The sequence below is a fragment of the Burkholderia sp. NLJ2 genome (assembly GCF_049487195.1).
GTDB lineage: Bacteria > Pseudomonadota > Gammaproteobacteria > Burkholderiales > Burkholderiaceae > Burkholderia > Burkholderia pyrrocinia.
This window is the reverse complement of the sequence record NZ_CP137809.1, coordinates 1,248,419-1,268,070: the sequence shown is the minus strand read 5'-3', so window position 1 is coordinate 1,268,070 and position 19,652 is coordinate 1,248,419. Positions and strand designations below refer to the sequence as shown.

Annotated in this window: 18 protein-coding genes; 17 read left to right on the top strand and 1 reads right to left on the bottom strand. The window is 69.8% G+C overall.

What is annotated here, in order from left to right:
* Positions 1 to 8: 8 nt before the first annotated feature.
* Entirely contained in the window at positions 9 to 956 is a 948-nt protein-coding gene (locus tag R9B84_RS22305) for a fatty acid desaturase family protein (RefSeq protein WP_423761027.1), read from the bottom strand.
* Between the two features lie 416 nt (positions 957 to 1,372).
* Here R9B84_RS22305 and R9B84_RS22300 point away from each other — a divergent pair, with 416 nt between their 5' ends.
* The 17 genes from R9B84_RS22300 to R9B84_RS22220 are packed head-to-tail and all read left to right on the top strand — an operon-like array spanning position 1,373 to position 19,649.
* The gene (locus R9B84_RS22300; protein ID WP_423760492.1) at positions 1,373 to 3,136 is read left to right on the top strand and encodes a fatty acyl-AMP ligase; all 1,764 of its coding nucleotides are present in this window, start codon (positions 1,373 to 1,375) and stop codon (positions 3,134 to 3,136) included.
* The gene (locus R9B84_RS22295; RefSeq protein ID WP_423760491.1) at positions 3,133 to 3,843 is read left to right on the top strand and encodes an ABC transporter ATP-binding protein; all 711 of its coding nucleotides are present in this window, start codon (positions 3,133 to 3,135) and stop codon (positions 3,841 to 3,843) included. The genes R9B84_RS22300 and R9B84_RS22295 overlap by 4 nt, the downstream gene beginning before the upstream one ends.
* Entirely contained in the window at positions 3,815 to 5,032 is a 1,218-nt protein-coding gene (locus R9B84_RS22290; protein WP_423760490.1) for an ABC transporter permease, read from the top strand. The genes R9B84_RS22295 and R9B84_RS22290 overlap by 29 nt, the downstream gene beginning before the upstream one ends.
* Positions 5,029 to 5,778: an outer membrane lipoprotein-sorting protein gene (locus tag R9B84_RS22285; protein WP_423760489.1), complete on the top strand. Its 750-nt coding sequence runs from the start codon at positions 5,029 to 5,031 to the stop codon at positions 5,776 to 5,778. Before R9B84_RS22290 ends, R9B84_RS22285 begins: the two co-directional genes overlap by 4 nt.
* Complete coding sequence (locus tag R9B84_RS22280; RefSeq protein ID WP_423760488.1) at positions 5,768 to 7,108, top strand: hypothetical protein; 1,341 nt, start codon at positions 5,768 to 5,770, stop codon at positions 7,106 to 7,108. Before R9B84_RS22285 ends, R9B84_RS22280 begins: the two co-directional genes overlap by 11 nt.
* Before the next feature lie 13 nt (positions 7,109 to 7,121).
* Positions 7,122 to 8,237 (top strand): hypothetical protein, encoded by a 1,116-nt coding sequence (locus tag R9B84_RS22275; protein ID WP_423760487.1) that lies wholly within the window; start codon positions 7,122 to 7,124, stop codon positions 8,235 to 8,237.
* A 58-nt stretch (positions 8,238 to 8,295) separates the two neighbouring features.
* Positions 8,296 to 8,550, top strand: a complete 255-nt coding sequence (locus tag R9B84_RS22270; RefSeq protein WP_011350104.1) for an acyl carrier protein — start codon at positions 8,296 to 8,298, stop codon at positions 8,548 to 8,550.
* 7 nt (positions 8,551 to 8,557) lie between these two features.
* A complete protein-coding gene (locus tag R9B84_RS22265; protein WP_423760486.1) occupies positions 8,558 to 9,433 on the top strand; it encodes a hypothetical protein in 876 nt (291 codons plus the stop codon).
* Between the two features lies 1 nt (position 9,434).
* On the top strand, positions 9,435 to 10,058 hold the full coding sequence (locus R9B84_RS22260) for a hypothetical protein (protein ID WP_423760485.1): 624 nt from the start codon (positions 9,435 to 9,437) through the stop codon (positions 10,056 to 10,058).
* A gap of 1 nt (position 10,059) precedes the next feature.
* Positions 10,060 to 11,043 (top strand): ferritin-like domain-containing protein, encoded by a 984-nt coding sequence (locus tag R9B84_RS22255; RefSeq protein ID WP_065504011.1) that lies wholly within the window; start codon positions 10,060 to 10,062, stop codon positions 11,041 to 11,043.
* Between the two features lies 1 nt (position 11,044).
* Positions 11,045 to 12,034 carry a ketoacyl-ACP synthase III family protein gene (locus R9B84_RS22250; RefSeq protein ID WP_423760484.1) on the top strand — a complete coding sequence of 330 codons (990 nt, stop codon included), beginning with the start codon at positions 11,045 to 11,047 and terminating at the stop codon, positions 12,032 to 12,034.
* Positions 12,024 to 13,199, top strand: coding sequence for a PLP-dependent decarboxylase (locus R9B84_RS22245; RefSeq protein WP_423760483.1), 1,176 nt, complete (start codon positions 12,024 to 12,026; stop codon positions 13,197 to 13,199). The genes R9B84_RS22250 and R9B84_RS22245 overlap by 11 nt, the downstream gene beginning before the upstream one ends.
* A 24-nt stretch (positions 13,200 to 13,223) precedes the next feature.
* A complete protein-coding gene (locus R9B84_RS22240; protein WP_423760482.1) occupies positions 13,224 to 14,792 on the top strand; it encodes an acyl-CoA ligase (AMP-forming), exosortase A system-associated in 1,569 nt (522 codons plus the stop codon).
* On the top strand, positions 14,789 to 15,880 hold the full coding sequence (locus R9B84_RS22235; RefSeq protein ID WP_423760481.1) for a hypothetical protein: 1,092 nt from the start codon (positions 14,789 to 14,791) through the stop codon (positions 15,878 to 15,880). The genes R9B84_RS22240 and R9B84_RS22235 overlap by 4 nt, the downstream gene beginning before the upstream one ends.
* Positions 15,880 to 17,727: an acyl-CoA dehydrogenase gene (locus R9B84_RS22230; RefSeq protein ID WP_423760480.1), complete on the top strand. Its 1,848-nt coding sequence runs from the start codon at positions 15,880 to 15,882 to the stop codon at positions 17,725 to 17,727. Before R9B84_RS22235 ends, R9B84_RS22230 begins: the two co-directional genes overlap by 1 nt.
* Before the next feature lies 1 nt (position 17,728).
* Complete coding sequence (locus tag R9B84_RS22225; RefSeq protein WP_423760479.1) at positions 17,729 to 18,958, top strand: citrate/2-methylcitrate synthase; 1,230 nt, start codon at positions 17,729 to 17,731, stop codon at positions 18,956 to 18,958.
* Positions 18,959 to 18,986: 28 nt separating this feature from the next.
* The gene (locus R9B84_RS22220) at positions 18,987 to 19,649 is read left to right on the top strand and encodes a class I SAM-dependent methyltransferase (protein ID WP_047904457.1); all 663 of its coding nucleotides are present in this window, start codon (positions 18,987 to 18,989) and stop codon (positions 19,647 to 19,649) included.
* The last annotated feature ends 3 nt before the right edge of the window (positions 19,650 to 19,652 follow it).

Genomic DNA, 19,652 nt, shown 5'->3' with positions numbered 1-19,652 from the left:
GGGCGCAGTCATGCCGACTGCGTGGACGCGGGCGCCGCCGCTTCGGCGTCGGGCGCGCGATCGTCCGCATCGTCGTCCACCGCGCGCGGCGACAGCTTGCCGCGCAGCAACGCGGAGTAGAACTGCCGGTACGTGCGATGGTAATAGCGGATGCGCGGTGCGATCGCGCCATGCAGGTCGTGCAGCCGCTCGATCGGCAGGCTCGGCATCATGTGGTGCTCGACATGATAGTTGTTGCCGTTCGTGAACCACGTCATGAATGCATTGCTCTCGATCGTCCGCGTGTTGCGGAACGGGTCGGTACTCGTCAGGTCGCAGCGATAGTGCTCGGGCATCTCGACCAGCGCATGCACGGGCGCCGCGACGAACACGAGCGGCACGACCCACACCCACACGACGAACCACGTGTGCAGCGCGAACGACAGCCCGGCCAGCAGCGCGATCGCCGCGACCATCAGCAGGTGATCGCGGCGGATCGCCCGCGACACGAGCGGGTTGTCGCCGAAGCGCGCACCCGGCACGACGAGTTTCGCGACGTTCTTCGCGAACTGGATATAGTGCGCGGCCATCGACAGCCGCCATGCCCACCGGCCGAGGTTGACGACGGGGCTGGCGCCGTACTGGTCGCCATAGTCGAAGAATTCCTTGTTCTCGGGCGTGCCGAGCAAGCGGTGATGGCGCAAGTGGCTGTCCTGGTACGCATGGAACGACACGAGCATCGGCATGCCGACCAGCACGCCGAACACCATGTTGAGGCGCTTGCTCCTGAACCCCTGGTAATGCAGCGCCTGGTGCTGCAGCTCGACGCCGTGCGCATACATCGCGCCGATCAGCACGACCCCGACGATCTTCAGGAATACCAACGCCGACAGCGCGAACATCATGCCGTGCGCGACGAGCGCGACGTAGACCGCCAGCTTCAGCGAGAAGACCACGCCGCTCGGGCGGCTCTTCATGTCTGCAACCGGTTTCGGGCGGGCGACAAGCGATGAGGTGACGGACAAAACGCTCTCCTTGGCCGGACCCTCGCCCGGCACCGTGGACATTGACGACGCTGGCGCGCTGCCGGGTTGCAATTCTTCTGTGAGTCGATGTTTCGGACAAACGAATTTTCCGAACGCATTGCATGACGCCCGCGCATGAGCGCACCACATCGTGAACTAGACGACCGGTCGAATGCGTACCGACCGTTCACCCAGGGCCTGTTCACGCTAATAACGGGCTTGCGCTGGTGGATGCGTGCCGCGCATGCATAGCCTGCGTAGATTCCGTTTGTCGCGTTGCATCGATCCGGCAAGAATCCCCCTCACTCGACGAACGGCGCCGCCGGCACCGTGGCGCGAGCGGCCGTGTTCCTCAACGGGAGATCCTCGTGACGAAGTGCGCATCCACCATTCACCGCCTGATCGAATCGCTCGAGGACGTCGCGGGCGCCACGCATCGCATGACGTTCGTCGACGATGCGGGCCGCGAAGCGGACATCACGTACCGGCGTTTCGCGGAAGAGGTGTTTCGCCAGGCCGGCGCGCTGCGCGAGCTTGGCGTCCGCGAGAACGACATGGTGATGCTCGCGCTGCCCGCATCGGTCGAGCACGCGGCCGCGATGATGGCCTGCGTGATGACGGGTGCGCTGCCCTGCACCGTACCCGTCCCCGTGCGGCGCGCCGCCGCCGGGCGGCAGGTGGTCGACGTCGCATGCGAGCTGTACCGGCCGCGCCTCGTCGTCGCCGCGGACGCGCAGTCCGCCGCGTGGCGCGACGACGCGTTTCCCGCTGCGTCCACCCATGTCGTCGATCTCGCGACGCTGTCGATCGCCGCGGATGCCGGCGCGCGCGCGCTGATCAGCGCGAAGAGCGGCCGTGATCCGCATCACGTGCAGCTCACGTCCGGCTCGACGTCGCATCCGAAGGCAGCTGTGCTGAGCCACGAGAACGTGATCGCGAACGTGCTCGGCATCGGCGGATCGGTCCGCTTCGACATCGCGGCCGGCGACGGTACCGCGTCGTGGCTGCCGCTCTATCACGACATGGGGCTGCTCACGCTGCTGTCGAACCTGCACTACCGTGCGCCGTTGCTGATGATGCAGCCGAACAGCTTCATCCGGAATCCGCTCGGCTGGTTGAAGCGCATCGCGTCGGCGCGCGCGACGACGACGTCGGTGCCGACCTTCGCGCTGCGCTACTGCGTGCGCCGTTTCAATGCCGCCGCGATGGACGGCGTCGACCTGTCCGCATGCCGCAACATCTTCATCGGCGGCGAACGCGTGGACGACGCGACGCTGCGCGATTTCGCCGCCACGTTCGCGCCGTACGGTCTCGCGGCGTCGGCGCTGCAGCCGTGCTACGGAATGGCCGAGTCGACGCTCGCGGTGTCGATGCACCGTGCATGGCATGAAGGCGCGGTCGACGGCACACCGTACGTGATCGCGGACACGCTCGACCGTCGCGCGCTGATCGAGCGCCGCGACGCGCAACCGGCCGCCGCGAACGACGGCCACGAGTCGGAAACCGAAACCGTGCTCGCGATGGGCACGCCGATCGACGGGATGGCATTCCGCATTCTCGACGACAGCGACCACGCGCTGCCGAGCCGCGCCGTCGGCGAAGTCGCGATCCGCGGCACGTCGGTGATGCTCGGCTACCTGAATCCCGACGACGGCACGATCGCCGCGCCGCTGACGGCCGACGGCTGGTTCCGCACCGGCGACATCGGTTACGTCGCGGACGGTCAGCTCCATATCCTCGGGCGCAAGAAGGAAGTCATCATCATTCGCGGCAGCAACTACTTCCCGCACGAGATCGAGGAGGCGCTTGGCGCCCATCACATGCTGCGCAAGAGCACCTGCATTGCATTCGGACTGCCCGATCCCGAGACGGGCACCGAGCGGCTGGTTGTCGCGATCGAGGCGCGGCCCGTCGACGCGACGCCGCAAACCCGCACCGAGTGCCAGCAACTGCTCGCGTCGCGCATCGGGTTCGCCGCGCAGGACCTCTGCTTCGTCGAGCCCGGCTCGCTGCCGCGCACGACGAGCGGCAAGCTGCAGCGCCTGAAGTGTCGCGACCTCTATGCAAACGGCGCGCTGCCCGTGATCCATGCACCGGCCGCCGCCGAAGCCGGTCAGGGAGCGTACGCATGACGTCCGCATCGCTCCCGCCGGTGCTCGAGCTGCGCGACGTCTCACGCGTCTACGAGGGCGCGGGCCGCGTCGTCGCGGTGCGCGGCGCGACGATCTCGATCGGCCAGCGCGACGTGGTCGCGCTCGTCGGCCCGTCGGGCAGCGGCAAGAGCACGCTGCTCAACCTCGCGGGGTTTCTCGACGTGCCGAGCACCGGCGAACGCTGGCTCGAAGGCCGCCGGATCGACGATGCGCCGGACACGCTCGAACGGATTCGCCGCGAACGCATCGGCTTCGTGTTCCAGCAGTTCAACCTGATTCCGGTGATGTCGGCGCTCGAGAACGTCGAGCTCGGCTGCTTCGCATGGGGCACGCCGCGCACGCGCCGCGAACGCGCCCGCGCGATGCTCGATGCGGTCGGGCTCGCCGCGCGCGAACGCCACCGCCCCGGCGAACTGTCCGGCGGCGAGCAGCAGCGCGTCGCGCTGGCCCGCGCGCTCGCCAAGGAGCCCGCCATCGTGATCGCGGACGAGCCGACCGCGAGCCTCGACAGCACCAACGCGCTGGCAGTGGCCGAGCTGATCCTCGACACCAACCGCACGCTGGGAACCGCCTTTCTGATTGCGTCGCACGACGATCGTCTGTGCACGCGCCTGCCTCGCCGCATCGAGATGCGCGACGGCGTACCGGGAGTGAACCGTGAACTGGTCGACGTTTGCGTGGCGTAACCTCTGGCGCAACCGGCGCCGCACCGTGCTCACGATGGCGATGATCGGCGTCGCCGCGTTCGCGTCGAGCCTCGCGCTCGGCTACGTGATCGCGACGTTCGACGCGGTGCGCGAAGGGTCGATCGACAGCGGCGTCGGCCACGTGCAGGTACTGCACCACGGTTATCTCGACCTGATCGGCGAGCGGCCGCTGCAATACGGGCTGACCGCCGACGAGCAGGCCGCCGCGGCGCGCGCCGTCGCGACGTTGCACGGCGTCGCGACAACAGCGCGCGGCATCGACTTCGACGGGTTGGTGTCGAACGGCGATCTCAGCTACGGCTTCGTCGGCGAAGGCATCGAGCCGAACCGCGAGCCGCCCGGCTTCTTCGACTATCACACGGTGCTGTCGGGCCGCTACCTGTCGCCGACGAATGCCGGCACCGAAGTCGTCGTCGGCGCCGAACTCGCGCGCAAGCTCGGCGTCCACGTGGGCTCGGTCGTGCAGCTGATGGCATCGACCGCGCACGGCGGCATCAACGCGACCGACGCGCAGATCGTCGGCGTGATGAGCACCGGCAACAAGGACGTCGACGAGCGCATCGTCAACGTGACGTTCACCGCCGCGCAGGCGCTGCTGCGCACCGACCGCGCGTCGCGCATCGCGGTTTTCCTGTCGGATACGTCGCACACGCCGGCCGCCGCCGCGACGCTGCGCGCCGCGCTGCCGACGCTCGACGTAAAAACCTGGGACCAGCTCGTGTCGCTCTATCACCAGGTCGTCGCGCTGTACAAGAACCAGTTCTCGGTATTCGGCGCGATTCTCAGCGTGACGATCCTGCTGTCGATGAGCAACTGGATCCTGATGAGCATCGTCGAGCGCCGCCGCGAGATCTCGACGCTGCGCGCGCTCGGCGTGCCGGCCGCAACGGTGCGCGGCGTGCTGATCCAGGAAACCGCGCTGCTCGGCCTGCTCGGCGCGGCCGCCGGCATCGCGGTGGCGCTGCTGACGATGGTCGCGCTCAATCACGCGCAGATCCACCTGCCCGCGCCGCCGGGCCGCGTGAAGCCGATCCTGCTCGAATTCACGGTATCGCCGGCCGCCGTGGCCGCCGTCGAAGGCGCGTTCGTCGTGCTCGGCGTGGCCGCCGCGCTGCTCGCGACGCTCGGACTCGCCAAACGCAACATCCTCGAAGGACTCGCCCCATGATCCGCATTCGCGTTACGTACGCCGCTTTCGCCGCGCTCGTCGCGTGCGCGCCGGCCGCCTACGCGGCCGACGCACCGACGGCCCAGACCATGCTCGCCCGTGCCGACGCGTATCGCAGCACGGCCGCCGATACGCAGACGAACATCGAGATCACGAACCTGGCCGGCGGACAATCCGGCGACGCGACGCGTTATCTCGTCTATACGCGCGGCAACGGCGACACGCTCGCACTGACCCGCAGCGGCGAGAACGACGGCCAGAAGTACCTCGCGACGATGCGCGGGCACTGGTTCTACGTGCCGAACACGCGCAGCGCGGTGCGCATCAACGGGATGCAGCGGCTGCAGGGCGAAGTCGTGATCAGCGACATCACGCGCACGCACTGGGCGGACAGCTACCGCGCGACGGCCGCGCCCGGCACGACGGCGATCGCCGGCAAGCCGGCCACCGAACTCGACCTGACCGCGACCGATCCCGACAACGTCTATCCGACGATCAAGTTGTGGGTCACGCCCGACAGCGACGTGCCGGTGCGCGCGCAGTTCTTCCTGGCGAGCGGCCTGCTGTTCCGCAGCGCCGATTTCTCCGCACCGGTCGATGCGAACGGGCGCAAGGTGATCCGCAAGATCACGTACCGCAACGAGATCGAAAAGCAGCGCGCGAGCGTCGTCGATATCCTCGACGGCCAGCCGCGCAAGATTCCGTCGGGCTGGTTCAATCCCGACACGCTTGCCGATGGCCAGTGACAACGAGGCCCGCGCCGATGCCCATCGTGACCGCTTCCGTCCATCGTCCGGCCGCACATGCGCGCCGCGCAGACGCGCCTGGCATCGCGCCACGCTCGCCGTCCCGCTCGCGCTGGGCTGCACGTTCGCGCATGGAGAATCGCTGATGAACCAGTTGAGCACGCTGAACGGCATCGCGTACGCCCGCTCCGTCGACAGCATGGACGGCCATGCGCTGCTCGGCAACCTGATCGGCGACGAACCGCGCAACCAGCAGGAAGCCGGCCTGCTCGCACGCATCGATGGCGAAAACCTGTTCATGAATGCGCGTGTCGTCGCGAGCAATCACTCGCTCGGCGCACAGGCGAGCCGCTTCAACGAGGCCGGCGTGCGCTACGCGTTCGACAACGGCATCACGGTCACGGCCGGCAAGCGGATCGACCCGCTCGACACGTCGCAGGCGTTCTTCCCGCTCGGCTTTTTCCAGAAGCGGGCCGCGACGGCGGACATCTACGATCGCTACGGCGACGTCGAAGGCACGCCGCTCGTCGAAGCGAAATGGGCCGGCGAACAGACCACGCTGCAATTCATCGCCGGCGAGAACCGCACGTTGCGCAACGACGTCGACAACCGCGACGTGCAAGGCGCGACGCAGCTCGTGCGCGGCGCGTACAACTGGTCGGGCGGCTCCGCCGCGTTGCTCGCCGGCCGCCACGCGGGCCGCGGCGGCGCCGGCGCGACGCTGTCGTTCGACGTCGCAAGCTCGAACACCGTCTATGCGAGCGCGTGGCTCGAACGCGGGACGACGCGGCCGCTGCCGGCGTTCATCGCGAACGGCACGCCGCTCGATTCGCCGGCCGCCTACGACGCGGTCGATCGCCGCAACGACCGGCAAGTCATGTGGCGCAGCGCGGTCGGGATGCAGAGTGCGCTTCCCGGCAACCTGTCGCTGATCGTCGAGTGGTCGCACGACGAAGCGCGTTACGACGCGAACCAGTGGCGCCAGATGGTCGCCGCGGTCCGCGCGAACAACGCGCTGCTGCCGGTCGCGCCCGGCGCCGCGCTCGCCGGCCTCGGCGGCACGGCCAATTTCGTGAGCGCCGACGGCAACCTCCGCGACTACCTGTTCGCACGGCTCGGCAAGAAGGTCGGCCGCGTCGAGTATTCGCTGCGCGGCGTCTATTCGCCTCAGGACAAGGGGCTGCTCGCGATCGCCCAGGTCGTCGCCGACGTGAACAAGCGCGTGAGCGTCGATGTCGCGCTCTCGCACGCATTCTCCGACAGCCATTCCGAGTACCGGATGGTCGGCCTCGGCACCCGCATCGACGCCGCCGTGCGCGTGCGCTTCTGACAGGAACCTTGCCATGTCCACGCTTTCCGTCCCCGCTTCGTCCGCCGGCCCGCTGCTGCCACTGCAGCCACCGCCGATGCTGCGCGTAGCCGACCAGGCCGCGTATCCGGTGCTGCGCCACCTCGACACGATCAGCGGGCTCGGCACGCCGCCGCGCGCGGCGGCCCGGCTCGTCGAAGCCGCCGCCGTGCGGCTGCTCGACAGCGAGATGGTGATCGCGCTGCGCGCCGCTACACCGGACGTGCTGCCCGATTCGTCCGCATCGACGCCGCTGCAACACGACGAGGCGCCGCTCACCGAAGCGCTGCTCGAACAGATCGGCCGTGAAGGCTTCCACCACCTGTTCAAGCCGTTCATGCGCGCGTTCATCCGCATCATGTTCGGGCTGTTCTTCTCCGACGACCAGAACCGTCGTGCGTGCGACTGCATCGACGCCGGTCACAACTTCGCGTTCCTGATGAGCGACGGCGGCGGCCCGACCCTTGCCGCGTGGCGCACGGTCGTCCGCAGCGACGACAGCGGCCTCGCGCTCACCGTCGACAAGGTGTGGGGCATCGAGGCGCACCGCGACTGCATGGCGGTCGTCGCCGCGCGCTTGCCGGGCGTGATGTTCCCGGCCGCGTACCTCGTGTGGCCCGACGAGTATCGCAAGCTGAAGCGCGCGACCTGCGGCGCGCCGTTCCTCGCGGGCAACCTGCAGCTGGCGAACGTCGGCGGCCAGGTACGCGTCAGCGCCGAGGATCGCCTGCGGATCGGCGGCCCGACCGTGTTCAACAAATACCTGACCGTCGTGCGGCCGTACTTCGTCCGCGCGCTGATGGCGCACGTCGGCTGGCTCGAACGGACCGGCCGCGTCGAACTCGACGCCGACGCGCGCGCCGTGCACCGCTTCATCGCGGACGCCGCGCGCAGCCAGACCGACGACGCGCACTACAGCTTCGGCAAGGTGCAGCGCGTGCTCGCGATCAAGCTGCTGTCGAACGAGTTCCTGACGGCACTCGTGCGCGACGGCAAGGTTGCGGCATTCGACGACCAGCGCGACCTGCTGGCGTTTTCGAAGATGGAAGGCAGTTCGTACCGTTGTTATCACGAGCTTCGCAAGAGCCTGCGCTGCGAAGCCGGCAGTTGACCCACGCGACAGGCCGATCGATCCCGATCAACCCACTTCAGACCAAGGAGCTCCTCTCATGACGACCCAGAACGTTCCGGCCGACGCGCTCGACATCCTGTCACGCGAAGTCGCGAAGATCCTCAACGTCGAAACCGTCGATACGGACGCCGGCATCGGCGAACTCGGCATCGACTCGCTGAACATCGTCGAGCTGATCGTGTTCTGCGAACAGCTCTACGGGTCGATCGACCCGGAAGCGCTGAACATCACGCAGTACACGACGCTTCAGCAGCTCGACGCGCAGCTGCGCCGCCAGCAGCACGCCGCCTGACACGACGATGCTCGCGCCTCTTGCCTCCGTGGCGGCCGCCGCCGTCCAGCCGGCCCCGGCGACCGCGCTGACCGTGCAGGCGCTCGCGTACCGGCGCGTCGCGCCGTCGCGCGACGGCGCTGCCGTGCCGCTCGACGACACGGCCCACGCGATCGGCACGCTCGCGTGCGCCGAACGCGAGCGGCTGTGCGGCGCGATCGGCGCGGACGATTACGTGGTCAGCTCGACGATCCTGTCGATGCTGCTGATGAACGATTCGCCGCAGCATCGCGTGTTCGCGCAGGCCCTCGCCGGCGCGAACGACTACACGCCCGACTGGATGACCTGCTCGTACGAATGCGCGGGCTGGGGTTATGTGCTGCGTCGCACGCTCGCGACCGCGGCCGAGACCGGGCCGCGCACGCTGCTGCTGCAGATCGTCGACATCGACGTGCACGGCTATACGTACTGGCACGGCAACCCCGCATGGGGACGCTCGGGCTTCGGCGTCTGCACGCTGCTCGTCGATGTCGGCCGCGAACCGGCGCAGTCGGTGCTCGCCGACGCCGCGCCGCCGGCCAGCGCGGTCGTGCGGCTGGGCCGCGACATCCGCACCTTCTGCGCGGCGCGCCCCGGCGTGCACGCGGCGCTGCCGTTCTTTCCGGCCACGTCGCGCCGCGCGCTGCTGGCGTCCGTCGGCAAGACGCCGCTGCTGCCGGACGGCCACGGGCTGTTCGGTCACGCGTTCGGCAGCGATCCGTGGCTGTCGGTGCTGCTCGCGCACCGCGACGGCGACACGCCGCGCCGCGCGGCCGTCTGCTCGCTCGCGCTGAACGGCTATTACGCGATCGCCGATATCGCGTTCGCGCCGGATGCGACGTTTTCTCTCGACGGCGAGGCGTGACATGGTGCGACCCGTTCACTTCACCTACCGGATCGAACGCGATGCGCAGCGGCCCGTCGCGGTCGCGGCGAGCGCGTACCGGATGCCGCTCGACACGCCCGCCGACTACGCGCGCGCCGCGCTGGCGGAAGCGGCCGGCAACGCGTGCGACGCAGGCGACGCCTCCGGCGGCGAACGCCGCGTGCTGCTCGACCACGTCCAGTATTTCGCATTCCTCGCCGAAACCACCGTGCGGATCCGCGACGCCGTGCATCCGGACGCACGCGTGTTCATCGAAGTCTGCGCGCCGTACTTCGGCGCGCTGCCGGCTGAACTGCTCGCGCCGCACGTGCTGCTCGGCGTGCACCTGTACGACGAAGCGCTGCGCGATGCCGCGCGCGGCACGCCCGTCGTGTGGATCGGCGACCGGATCCTGCGCGACGCCGAGTTTGCCGGCGACAACCGCGTGTGCTGCGCGATCTGGCCCGCGCGGCTCGCCGACGCGTTCGACGCGCAACTGCGCGGCCCGTGGCCGGCGTATGCGATCCGCCTCGTGCCGCATCCGGCGACACCGCGCGCCGCCGCCACAACGCTTACCGATTCCGCCCATCATTCCGGCGCCGCCGCGCGGCCGGGGAGACCTTGACATGACTCAAACGCTCACCGTTATGCAGGACACCGCCGATATCCGCTGGTCGATGCCCGTCGACGCGCTGATGTCGAACGACTACGCGCTGCGCGAAGAAGCGCTGAACCGGCTGTACGAAAAGGCGAAGGCGTCGCAGTGGGACGTCGCGACCGACGTCGACTGGAGCCACGACCTCGACCCGGCGAATCCGCTCGGCATGCCCGACCCGACGCTGCTGATCTACGGGACCGAGCTGTGGGGCAAGCTGTCCGACACCGACAAGCGCGAGGTGCGCCACCACGCGCAGGGCTGGCTGCTGTCGCAGATCCTGCACGGCGAGCAGGCCGCGCTGATCTGCGCGTCGAAGCTCGCATCGGCCGAGTCCGGCCTGAGCGCACGCCTGTGCGCTGCCGCGCAGATGATGGACGAAGCGCGCCACGTCGAAGCCTACGCGAAGCTCGTCAACGAAAAGCTCGACGTCAGCTACCCGATGAGCCGCTCGCTGAAGGGGCTGCTGCACGACACGATCACGAGCAGCGCGCTCGACATGACGAACCTCGGGATGCAGGTGCTCGTCGAGGGCATCGCGCTGTCGATCTTCCAGAGCGTCGTCGCGTACAGCACCGATCCGTTCATCAAGGATCTGTTCATGCGGATCCAGCGCGACGAATCGCGTCATTTCGCGGTCGGCCGGATCACGCTGTGCCGCGTGTATGCGGAGATGAGCTCGCACGAGCTGCGCGAGCGCGAGCAGTTCGTCTGCGAAGGCGCGGCCGTGCTGTACGAGCACCTGTGCGCGGACGACATCTGGGAACCGATGGGGCTGTCGAAGCGCGAATGCAGCGCGATGGTGCGCGAATCACCGGTGTCGAGCTCGATCCGCCGCTCGATCTTCCGGCGCCTCGTGCCGACGATCCGCGAGATGGGCCTGCTCACGCCGACCGTACAGGCGACCTTCGAAAAACTCGACGTCCTCGACTACGCGGCAATGCCGCTCAACTGACATGACGATGCCCTCCTCCCACGCATCCCGCGACGCCGGTTTCTGGATCGGCATCGACGCGGTGGCCTACGAGCTGCCGGGCCTGCCCGTCGATATCGAGGCCTGGGCCGCCGAACGCGACTACCCGGCGCAGCGTGCGGCGGCGATCGCGCAGTCGGGCAGCCGCTATTTCCACATGGCGCTCGACACGAGCGAGACCGATCTCGCGATCGCGGCGGCCGGCCGCCTGCTCGACACGGCCCGCGTGCATCCGTCCGAGATCGGCGCGATCGTGCACGTGCACACGCAGCAGTTCAGCGTGCCGCCCGCGCCGCGCAGCCTGCCGCACGAACTCGCCGCGCATTTCGGCATCGAGCCGCTGTGGCTCGGCTCCGTCGCACAACTGAACTGCGTGTCGGTGGCGGCCGGCATCGAGACCGTCCGCGCGCTGATGCGCAGTCATCCGCAGCTCGACGCGGCGCTCGTCGTATCGTCCGACCGCGTGTACGGCGAGGATTACCGGATGCGGCAGATGACGGGCGTGCAGTGCGACGGCGCGGCCGCGATGCTGATCGCGCGCAACAGCACGAAGAACCGGCTCGGCGGCATCGCGATCGAGACGCATGCGAAATGGCACCGCGGCTCGGATACCGTCGCCGCGAACGAGGCCGACCTGATCATGATGGAGTGGCCATACACGCGCAAGGCGATCGACGCGGCCGTCGCGCTCGAGCCGCACGCGCTCGATGCGTACGAGCTCGTGCTGCCGCACAACGCCGACCTGCCCGGCTGGAACGCGCTGTGCCGCGCGATGCGCGTGCCGGCCGAGCGGCTGTATGCGGAGAACATCTTTGCGCGCGGCCACGCATGCTGTTCGGATTTCCCGATCAACCTGGCCGACGTCGGGCTCGATGCGGTGGCACACGGCAAGCGCGTGCTCGGCGTGATGCAGTCGAACTGCGGCGCGTATGCGGCCGCCACGCTCCATCCGGTGGGCCGCCATGACGCCTGAACGCCCGCTTCCGCCCGCCGGCGATCTTGCCTGGATCGCCGACCTGCGCACGCCGTGCTACGTGTACGAGCCGGAAGTCGCGATCGCGCGCTACCGGTCGTTGAAGGCCCGTCTCGGTACGAAGCTGATCGTGTCGCTGAAGGCGAACCCGAACCAGGACATGCTCGCGCGCTGCGCGCATGCGTACGAGGACGGCGTCGAGCTCGCGAGTCGTGGCGAACTCGACGCGGTGATCGGCCGGATCAAGACGCCGCGCTACCTGAACAATCCGTCGATGGACGAGATGTTCATGCGTGCGGGGCTCGCGTCGCGCTGCCATTTCGTGCTCGACAACCCGGACGCGGTCGCGCGCTTCGTGCCGCTGGCGCGCGAGGCGGCGGCCGGCGGCAGCACGCCGGGCCCGGTACTGCTGCGCCTGAACGCCGGCGCGCTCGCCGGAGAGCACGCACGTGCGCTGTGGCACGACCACTTCGGGATGACGCCGAACGAAGCGCACGACGCGGTGCGCACGCTCGCCGCCGCCGGCTTGGCCGTAGCCGGGTTGCACGTATTCTCCGGCCCGCATTCGTTCATCCGCCAGGACGCGACGCAACCCGACACGCTCGCGCTGCCCGAATTGCTCGCGGCGCTTGCACGCGATCTCGCACCGGCCAACGGCGCGCCGCTCGGCTCGCTGAGCCTCGGCGGCGGCTTTGCCGACGATCATCCGGGCGATGCCGCGTTCGCGCGCTATGCGACCGCGCTCGCGCCGCTGGCCGGCGATTACTCGCTCGCACACGAAGCCGGCCGCGCGATCTTCGCCGACGCGGGTGTGTTCGCGACCCGCGTCGTCGCGGTCAAGGCGTGGCAGGACCGCACGATTGCCGTCTGCGACGGCGGCCTGTCGCATGCGTTCCTGCTCGCGCAGACCGAATCGGTGATGCGCCGCCTGGCCGCGCCGTCGCTCGTGCGCCGCACGCCCGCGCCGCCATCGCGCGGCGTGCCGACGATCTATGCCGGCAGCACCTGCAGCCGCGCGGACGTGATCGGCCGCGACGACACCGGCGCACCGCCGCAGGTCGGCGACATCGCCGTGTTCGCGCGCTGCGGCGCGTATCACCGCACGTACTCGATGGCGCATTTCCTGTCCCACGAAGCCGCGCACGTGTACGTGCGGCCCGCCTGAAACATCCAGAGAGAGGAGCCGATCATGAACGCACTGATCAGCGTCGCCGACCTGCTCGAGCACGGCGCCGCGCGCTGGCCGCAGCGTGTCGCGTATGCCGACGGCGGCGGCGAGATGACTTACGAACAGCTTGCGCGCGCGGTCCGGCGCGCCGCGGCCGCGCTCGCGTCGCGCGGCGTGCGGCCCGGCGAGCGCGTCGCCATCTACGCGCCGAAGCGCATCGAGACCGTGGTCGCGATGCTCGCGGCCAACGCACTCGGCGCGATCTTCGTGCCGGTCAATCCGCAGTTGAAGGAAGCGCAGATCGAACACATCGTCGCCGACAGCGGCACGGCGCTGTTCATAACCGGCGCGCAACGGCTCAAGCGCCTGCCCGCGCTCGCGGCGCTGATCGGCGCACGCGTGCTGCTGATCGAGGAACTGGCCGATGCGATCGCCGCGCCGGGCGACATGCCGGCGCCCGCCGGCCGGCCGGTCGACGACGATCCGGCCGCACTGCTCTACACGTCCGGCTCGACCGGCAAGCCGAAAGGCGTCGTCGTATCGCACCGCAACCTCGTATCGGGCGCGTTCAGCGTGGCCGCGTACCAGGGGTTGGCCGACGACGATGTCGTGATCGGCGTGCTGCCGCTCAGCTTCGACGCGGGCCTGAGCCAGCTCACGACCGCGCTGGCGTCCGGCGCGTGCTATGCGCCGCTCGACTTCCTCCAGCCAGCCGAAGTGCCGCGCCATTGCGACGCGTTCGGCGTGACGTCGATCACCGGCGTGCCGCCGTTGTGGATGCAGCTCGCGTCCGCCGGCTGGAGCGACACGGCGCGCGCGCGGATCCGCCGCTTCGCGAACACCGGCGGCCACCTTGCGACGCCGCTGCTGCACCGCCTGCAGGCGCTGTTCACGAACGCCGCGCCGTACCTGATGTACGGGCTGACCGAAGCGTTCCGCTCGACGTACCTGGCGCCGGCCGACGCGGCGCTGCGCCCCACGTCGATCGGCAAGGCCGTGCCGAACGCGGAAATCCTCGTGCTGCGTGCGGACGGCAGCGAATGCGCGGCCGACGAGCCCGGCGAACTCGTGCATCGCGGCGCGTTCGTCACGCTCGGCTACTGGAACCGGCCCGAGCTGACCGCGCAGCGCTTTCGCGCGCTGCCGCGCCGGCACGGCGAGATCCCGCGCGGCGACGTCGCCGTGTGGTCCGGCGACATCGTGCGACGCGACGCGGACGGCTACCTGTACTTCGTCGCGCGCGGCGACGACATGATCAAGACATCCGGCTATCGCGTGAGCCCGACCGAGATCGAGGACGTGCTGTTCGCACTGCCGCACATTCGTGAAGCGGCCGTGTTCAGCGTCCCGCACCCGGCGCTCGGCGAAGCGATCGCCGCGTGCGTCGTGTCGACGCTCGACGCCGACGCGTGCCGCGCCGATATCGCGTGCGCCTGCCGCGACGCGCTGCCGACCTACATGAGCCCGCTCGTCGTCGAGCCGCTGCCGGCGTTGCCGCGCAACCCCAACGGCAAGATCGACCGCCCGGCGCTCAAAGCCCAGTATCGCGACGCGTTCGCGCGCACGAACCTCGAGGAGAACGCCGCATGACCCTGTCGACGCTCGATGAAACCTGTCTCGACGCGCGCCGCGTCGCCGCACCCGGCACGCTCGCGCTGTCCGGCGGCGTCGTGGTGCTGCCGCCCGCCGTCGTGTTCAGCGCGATCCAGGCGCAGGAGCGCCATCCCGGCTACCGTCACCTGCTGTTGCCGCAGGCGCGCTTCGCACGACCGCGCGGAACAGGCGCGCTGACGCCGGAAGAAGGCACGCGCCTCGCGCCCGGCGGCCGGCCCGCGCTGCGGGTCGCGCCGCCCGGGCGCAGCCTCGCCGATCTCGCCGCCGATGCCGCGCTCGACCTGCGCGACCAGCTCGGCTCCGGACAGCTCGCGCGCACGACGCACGTGATCGTCGCGAGCTGCGCGCTCAACGAAGGCATCGGCGACTCGGTCGTCGGCCGCATGCAGTACGAACTCGGCCTGCAGCGCGTGACGCCGTTCGCACTCGGCCAGAACGGCACGCTCGGCTGGTATTCGGCGCTGATGCTGCTCGACGGGCTGCTCGACGAAGGCGACCAGGCGCTCGTGATCCTCAGCGACAAGTGGCTCTACCCGTTCTTCCGCCAGTTCGGCGACCTGGTCGGCTACGGCGACGCGGCCGCCGCACTGCTCGTGTCGCGCGTCGGGCCGGCGCCCGAACCGGCCGCGTGGGGTGGCGTGCGGTCCGTCGCGGTCGAATTCGGGCCGTCGATCGCCGATCCGTGGGCCGACGCGCCGGCCGCGCTGCGCGACACGCTCGCGCCGGTCGCCGCGCGCGCGATCCGCCGCGCGCTCGATCAGGCGAACCTGCGCGCGAACCAGATCGACTGGTGCGTGCCGCCCGGCTTCGATCCCGGCTTCGCGGCACGCGTGGCCGACGCCGCGTCGATCCCGCTCGGCGCGCGGATCCAGCACGACGGGTCGGGCCACCTGTCGTCGGCCGAATCGGCGGCCGCGCTGATCCGGCTCGCCGGCGCGCTCGACGAAGGCGAGCGCCGCACGGTGCTCGTATGGGACGCGGCGTTGCATGGCGCGGCGGCCGCCGCCGTCGTCGACCTGGCCGGCGGCTTCGATGCCGCGCTCGATATCGAAGGAGACGCATGATGAGCGCCTACAAGGTGAGCCTGCGCGAGCTGCGCTTTTTTCTGTGGGAGCTGTTCGAAGCGGACCGGCACTTTCTCGAGCACGGCCCGTACAGCACGCACGATCGCGCATCGGTCGACGCGCTGCTCGAACGCGCGCGGGATTTCGCGCTCGACCTCGGGCGCAGCTACCAGCAGGCGGACGTCGAAGGCTGCACGCTGCTCGACGACGGCCAGGTACGCATTCCGTCGCATTTCCACGCGCTGTGGGCGCGTTTTCGCGACGAATGGTCGAACACGCTGTTCGGCACCGCGCACGGGTTGCCGCCGATCGTCACGCAGATGATCTACGAGATGTTCATGGGCGCGAATCCGTCGTTCATGACGTACGGCGGCTTCACGCGCCCCGCGATCAAGCTGCTGCAGATGCATGGCACGCCGCACCAGAAGGCGCTGATTGCACCGCTCGAGGCGTACCGCTGGGACGCCTGCTTCTGCGCGACCGAACCGCAGGCCGGCACCGACCTGACCGCGGTCGCGCTGCGCGCGACGCCGCTCGAACGCGACATCTACGCGATCGACGGCGAGAAGGTCTACATCTCGGCGGGCATGCACGAGCTGACCGAGAACACGCTGTATTTCGTGCTCGGCCGCATCGATACCGCGTCGCCGGACTCGTTCTCGCTGTCGTGCCTCGTCGTGCCGCGCTTCTGGCCCGACGAGGAAACCGGCGAGCTGCAGCCGAACCATGTCGACTGCATCGGCCTGCCGCGCAAGATGGGGCTCAAGGGCTGCGCGAACACGCACCTCGTGTTCGGCTCGAACGGCACGACCAAGGGTTGGCTGCTCGGCGGCCGGCGCAACGTCGGGCTGCTGCAGCTGATGCCGCTGATGAACCAGGCGCGGATGAGCACGGGCATGTTCGGCGTCGGCGTCGCATCGAGCGCGTACCTGCACGCGGTCGAATACGCGGGCCGCCGGCTGCAGGGCCGGCCGATCGAGCGCGCGTCGAACACCCACGCGGCGCGCGTCGCGATCGTCGAGCACGCGGACGTGCAGCGCATGCTCGTCGACATGAAAAGCCGCGTCGACGGCTGCCGCGGCCTGCTCGGCAAGCTCGCGGCGACCGCGACGCGCGCGGCGATGCTCGAAGCGACGCCCGATGCCGACCCGGCCGAGATCGAGCGCCATCGCAAGCTCCAGCTGCTGCTGACGCCGATCTGCAAGGCGTTCATCTCCGACCAGGCGTGGCGGATCTGCGAAACCGCGATCCAGGTGCACGGCGGGCTCGGCTATACCGACGCGAGCCCCGTCGAGCAGAACGCGCGCGACGTGAAGATCCTGTCGATCTGGGAAGGCACGAACTACATCCAGGCGCAGGACCTCGTGCGCGACAAGCTCGGCTTCGGCCGTCATTCGCGGCTGATCCAGTACTACCGCGACGAGCTCGACGTGTTTCTTGCACGCCAGCATCACACGGGCACGCACGCGGAACTGCGCCCGCTGTTCGATGCGCTGCGCGCGGGCGCCGACCGGATCGCCACCGCGCTCGACGACATCGCGCGCGACGTGCAGGACGGCCACACGCACCGCAGCAGCCAGTTCTACACGCGTTTTCTGGAGATGTTCGGCGTCGTCACGTCGGCATGGGTGCTGCTCGAATCGGCGACGATCGCCGCGCGCCGGCTCGACGCGCCGGAAACGGCCGACACGCCCGCCGAACTCGCGTTCTATCGCGGCAAGCTGAAAAGCGCGCGCTACTACTTCGCGAACGTGCTGCCCGTCGTCGACCAGCACGCGGCGGTGATCGCCGCAATGGCGCAGGCGGCGATCAGCGTCAGCACCGATGAACTCGCGCAGGTGGAATGACATGGACACCCCACTCGATTCCGGCGCGGCCGTCACGAACGGCGACGCGCCGCGCAACCTGCTCGGCCGCCCGGCGACCCGCCATCGCGGCACCGACATCGACGGTGCGACGCTCGAACCCGAAGCGCTGCGCGTGCGCGATCTCGACCTGAACGCGCTGATCGGCGCGACGACGTTCGAAGGCGCGCTCGCGCACCTGTGGTTCGACGTCGCGCCGGGCAGCGTCGGGCACGAAGCACACGAGGTGGCGATCCGCGCGCGGTTGGCAGCGTTCGCCGACGCGCTCGCGCCCGGTTCGGCCGCGCAGTTCGTCGCCGCGAGTCTCGGCGCGGCAGGCGTCGCGCCGGTGTTCGCGGCCGCGTCCGGCCTGTTGCGCGGCCTCGACGACGTACAGGCACGCATGCACGGCGGCGAGCCGGACGACGCCGATCTCGACGCGATGCTGCTGTGCGTGGCCGCCACGCCGTTCCTGCTGCACGCGGCGATCGAGGGCCGTCCGTTCGCTGCCGGCGCCGGCACATCGCTCGACACCGCCGCGACGCAAGCGCAACGCATGCTCGTGCTGACCGGCGCGACGCGCACCGATGCAGCCGCACAAGCGGCGATGGACATGCTGCTCGTCGCATGGCACGCCGGCTTCGGCTACATCACGCCGACCGTGCTCGCGCCGCGCGTCGCGATCGGCACCGGCGTCACGCTGACGCAGGCGATCGCGGCCGGCTTCCTTGCGAGCGGACCGTCGCACGTCGGTGCCGCGCTCGAAGCGATGAACTGGCTCGGCGCGCTCGCGCTGTCGGTGCCGGGCGGCACCGGCGCGCCGCCCGCCGCACTCGACGCGGCCGGGCGCGCGGCGATCGATGCGGCGCTCGACGCGAAACACACGCTGTACGGCTTCGGCCATCCGCTGTTCGTCGCCGATCCGCGTCCGCCGCACATGCGTCGCCTGTTCGCGGCGCGCGGCTTTGACGGCGCGTACGTGACGCTGTTCGACGCGTGTTGCGCGCAGGCCGACGCGCGCCGCGCGCTGCGACCGAACATCGATTTCCTGACCGCCGCGACGCTGCTCGAACTCGGCGTCGCCGCGCCGTCGTGGGGCGTCGGCGTCGGGCTCGGCGCACGCATCGCGGCCATGGCCGCGCATGCCGTCGAGCGCCGCCGCCGCCCTGCGTTCGGCGTCAACAGCGCGACCGCGCGACGGCTGCTGGCCGCCGTGCCGGTCGGCTGGCTGTGATCCCTCACCCTTCCGCAAAAGGAACGTCATGCTGCTCAAGAACCTGCGCCCGGCGAACGACTACGATCGCTTCGCCACCGAAACGCTCGAACCGTGGGACCTGCTGTTCATCAGCCGCATCCGCCAACTGGCGCGCGGAATGACGCCCGGCGTGATCGCCGACATCGGCACGGCCACCGGCGTCGTGCCGGTGCGGCTCGCGACCGATCCGGCGATGCGCGACTGGCGCTACGTCGGCATCGACCTCGATCCGGCCATGCTCGACGAAGGCCGCCCGCGCATCCACGAGCTCGGCCTCGACGACACGATCGAGATGCGCGTCGGCGACGCGCTCGCGCTGCCGTTCGACGACGGCACGCTGACGATGGCGGTCGGCCGCGCGACGCTGCACCACCTGCCCGACAAGGCGCTCAGCCTGACCGAGATGTATCGCGTGCTGGAACCGGGCGGCATCGCGCTCGTGCACGACATGCGCCGCGATGCGCCGCAGCACCTGCTCGACCGCTTCACCGAGATGCGCGCCGCCGCCGACTATCCGCCGACCCACGTCGAGGAAAAGATCACGCTCGACGAAGCGCATGCGCTCGTCGCCGAAGCCGGCCTGGCCGACGTCGCGTCGATCTACAGCCCGAGCGCGGGGCTCGGCGCGCTCGGCTTCGAAATCCTGCTGAAGAAACCGGCGCTGGCCTGAGCG

Excerpts from the sequence above, each read along its gene's own strand:
- R9B84_RS22305 (WP_423761027.1), bottom strand. The coding sequence starts at position 956 with ATGAAGAGCCGCCCGAGCGGCGTGGTCTTCTCGCTGAAGCTGGCGGTC.
- R9B84_RS22295 (WP_423760491.1), top strand. The coding sequence starts at position 3,133 with ATGACGTCCGCATCGCTCCCGCCGGTGCTCGAGCTGCGCGACGTCTCA.
- R9B84_RS22285 (WP_423760489.1), top strand. The coding sequence starts at position 5,029 with ATGATCCGCATTCGCGTTACGTACGCCGCTTTCGCCGCGCTCGTCGCG.
- R9B84_RS22280 (WP_423760488.1), top strand. The coding sequence starts at position 5,768 with ATGGCCAGTGACAACGAGGCCCGCGCCGATGCCCATCGTGACCGCTTC.
- R9B84_RS22275 (WP_423760487.1), top strand. The coding sequence starts at position 7,122 with ATGTCCACGCTTTCCGTCCCCGCTTCGTCCGCCGGCCCGCTGCTGCCA.
- R9B84_RS22270 (WP_011350104.1), top strand. The coding sequence starts at position 8,296 with ATGACGACCCAGAACGTTCCGGCCGACGCGCTCGACATCCTGTCACGC.
- R9B84_RS22265 (WP_423760486.1), top strand. The coding sequence starts at position 8,558 with ATGCTCGCGCCTCTTGCCTCCGTGGCGGCCGCCGCCGTCCAGCCGGCC.
- R9B84_RS22260 (WP_423760485.1), top strand. The coding sequence starts at position 9,435 with ATGGTGCGACCCGTTCACTTCACCTACCGGATCGAACGCGATGCGCAG.
- R9B84_RS22255 (WP_065504011.1), top strand. The coding sequence starts at position 10,060 with ATGACTCAAACGCTCACCGTTATGCAGGACACCGCCGATATCCGCTGG.
- R9B84_RS22250 (WP_423760484.1), top strand. The coding sequence starts at position 11,045 with ATGACGATGCCCTCCTCCCACGCATCCCGCGACGCCGGTTTCTGGATC.
- R9B84_RS22245 (WP_423760483.1), top strand. The coding sequence starts at position 12,024 with ATGACGCCTGAACGCCCGCTTCCGCCCGCCGGCGATCTTGCCTGGATC.
- R9B84_RS22240 (WP_423760482.1), top strand. The coding sequence starts at position 13,224 with ATGAACGCACTGATCAGCGTCGCCGACCTGCTCGAGCACGGCGCCGCG.
- R9B84_RS22235 (WP_423760481.1), top strand. The coding sequence starts at position 14,789 with ATGACCCTGTCGACGCTCGATGAAACCTGTCTCGACGCGCGCCGCGTC.
- R9B84_RS22230 (WP_423760480.1), top strand. The coding sequence starts at position 15,880 with ATGAGCGCCTACAAGGTGAGCCTGCGCGAGCTGCGCTTTTTTCTGTGG.
- R9B84_RS22225 (WP_423760479.1), top strand. The coding sequence starts at position 17,729 with ATGGACACCCCACTCGATTCCGGCGCGGCCGTCACGAACGGCGACGCG.
- R9B84_RS22220 (WP_047904457.1), top strand. The coding sequence starts at position 18,987 with ATGCTGCTCAAGAACCTGCGCCCGGCGAACGACTACGATCGCTTCGCC.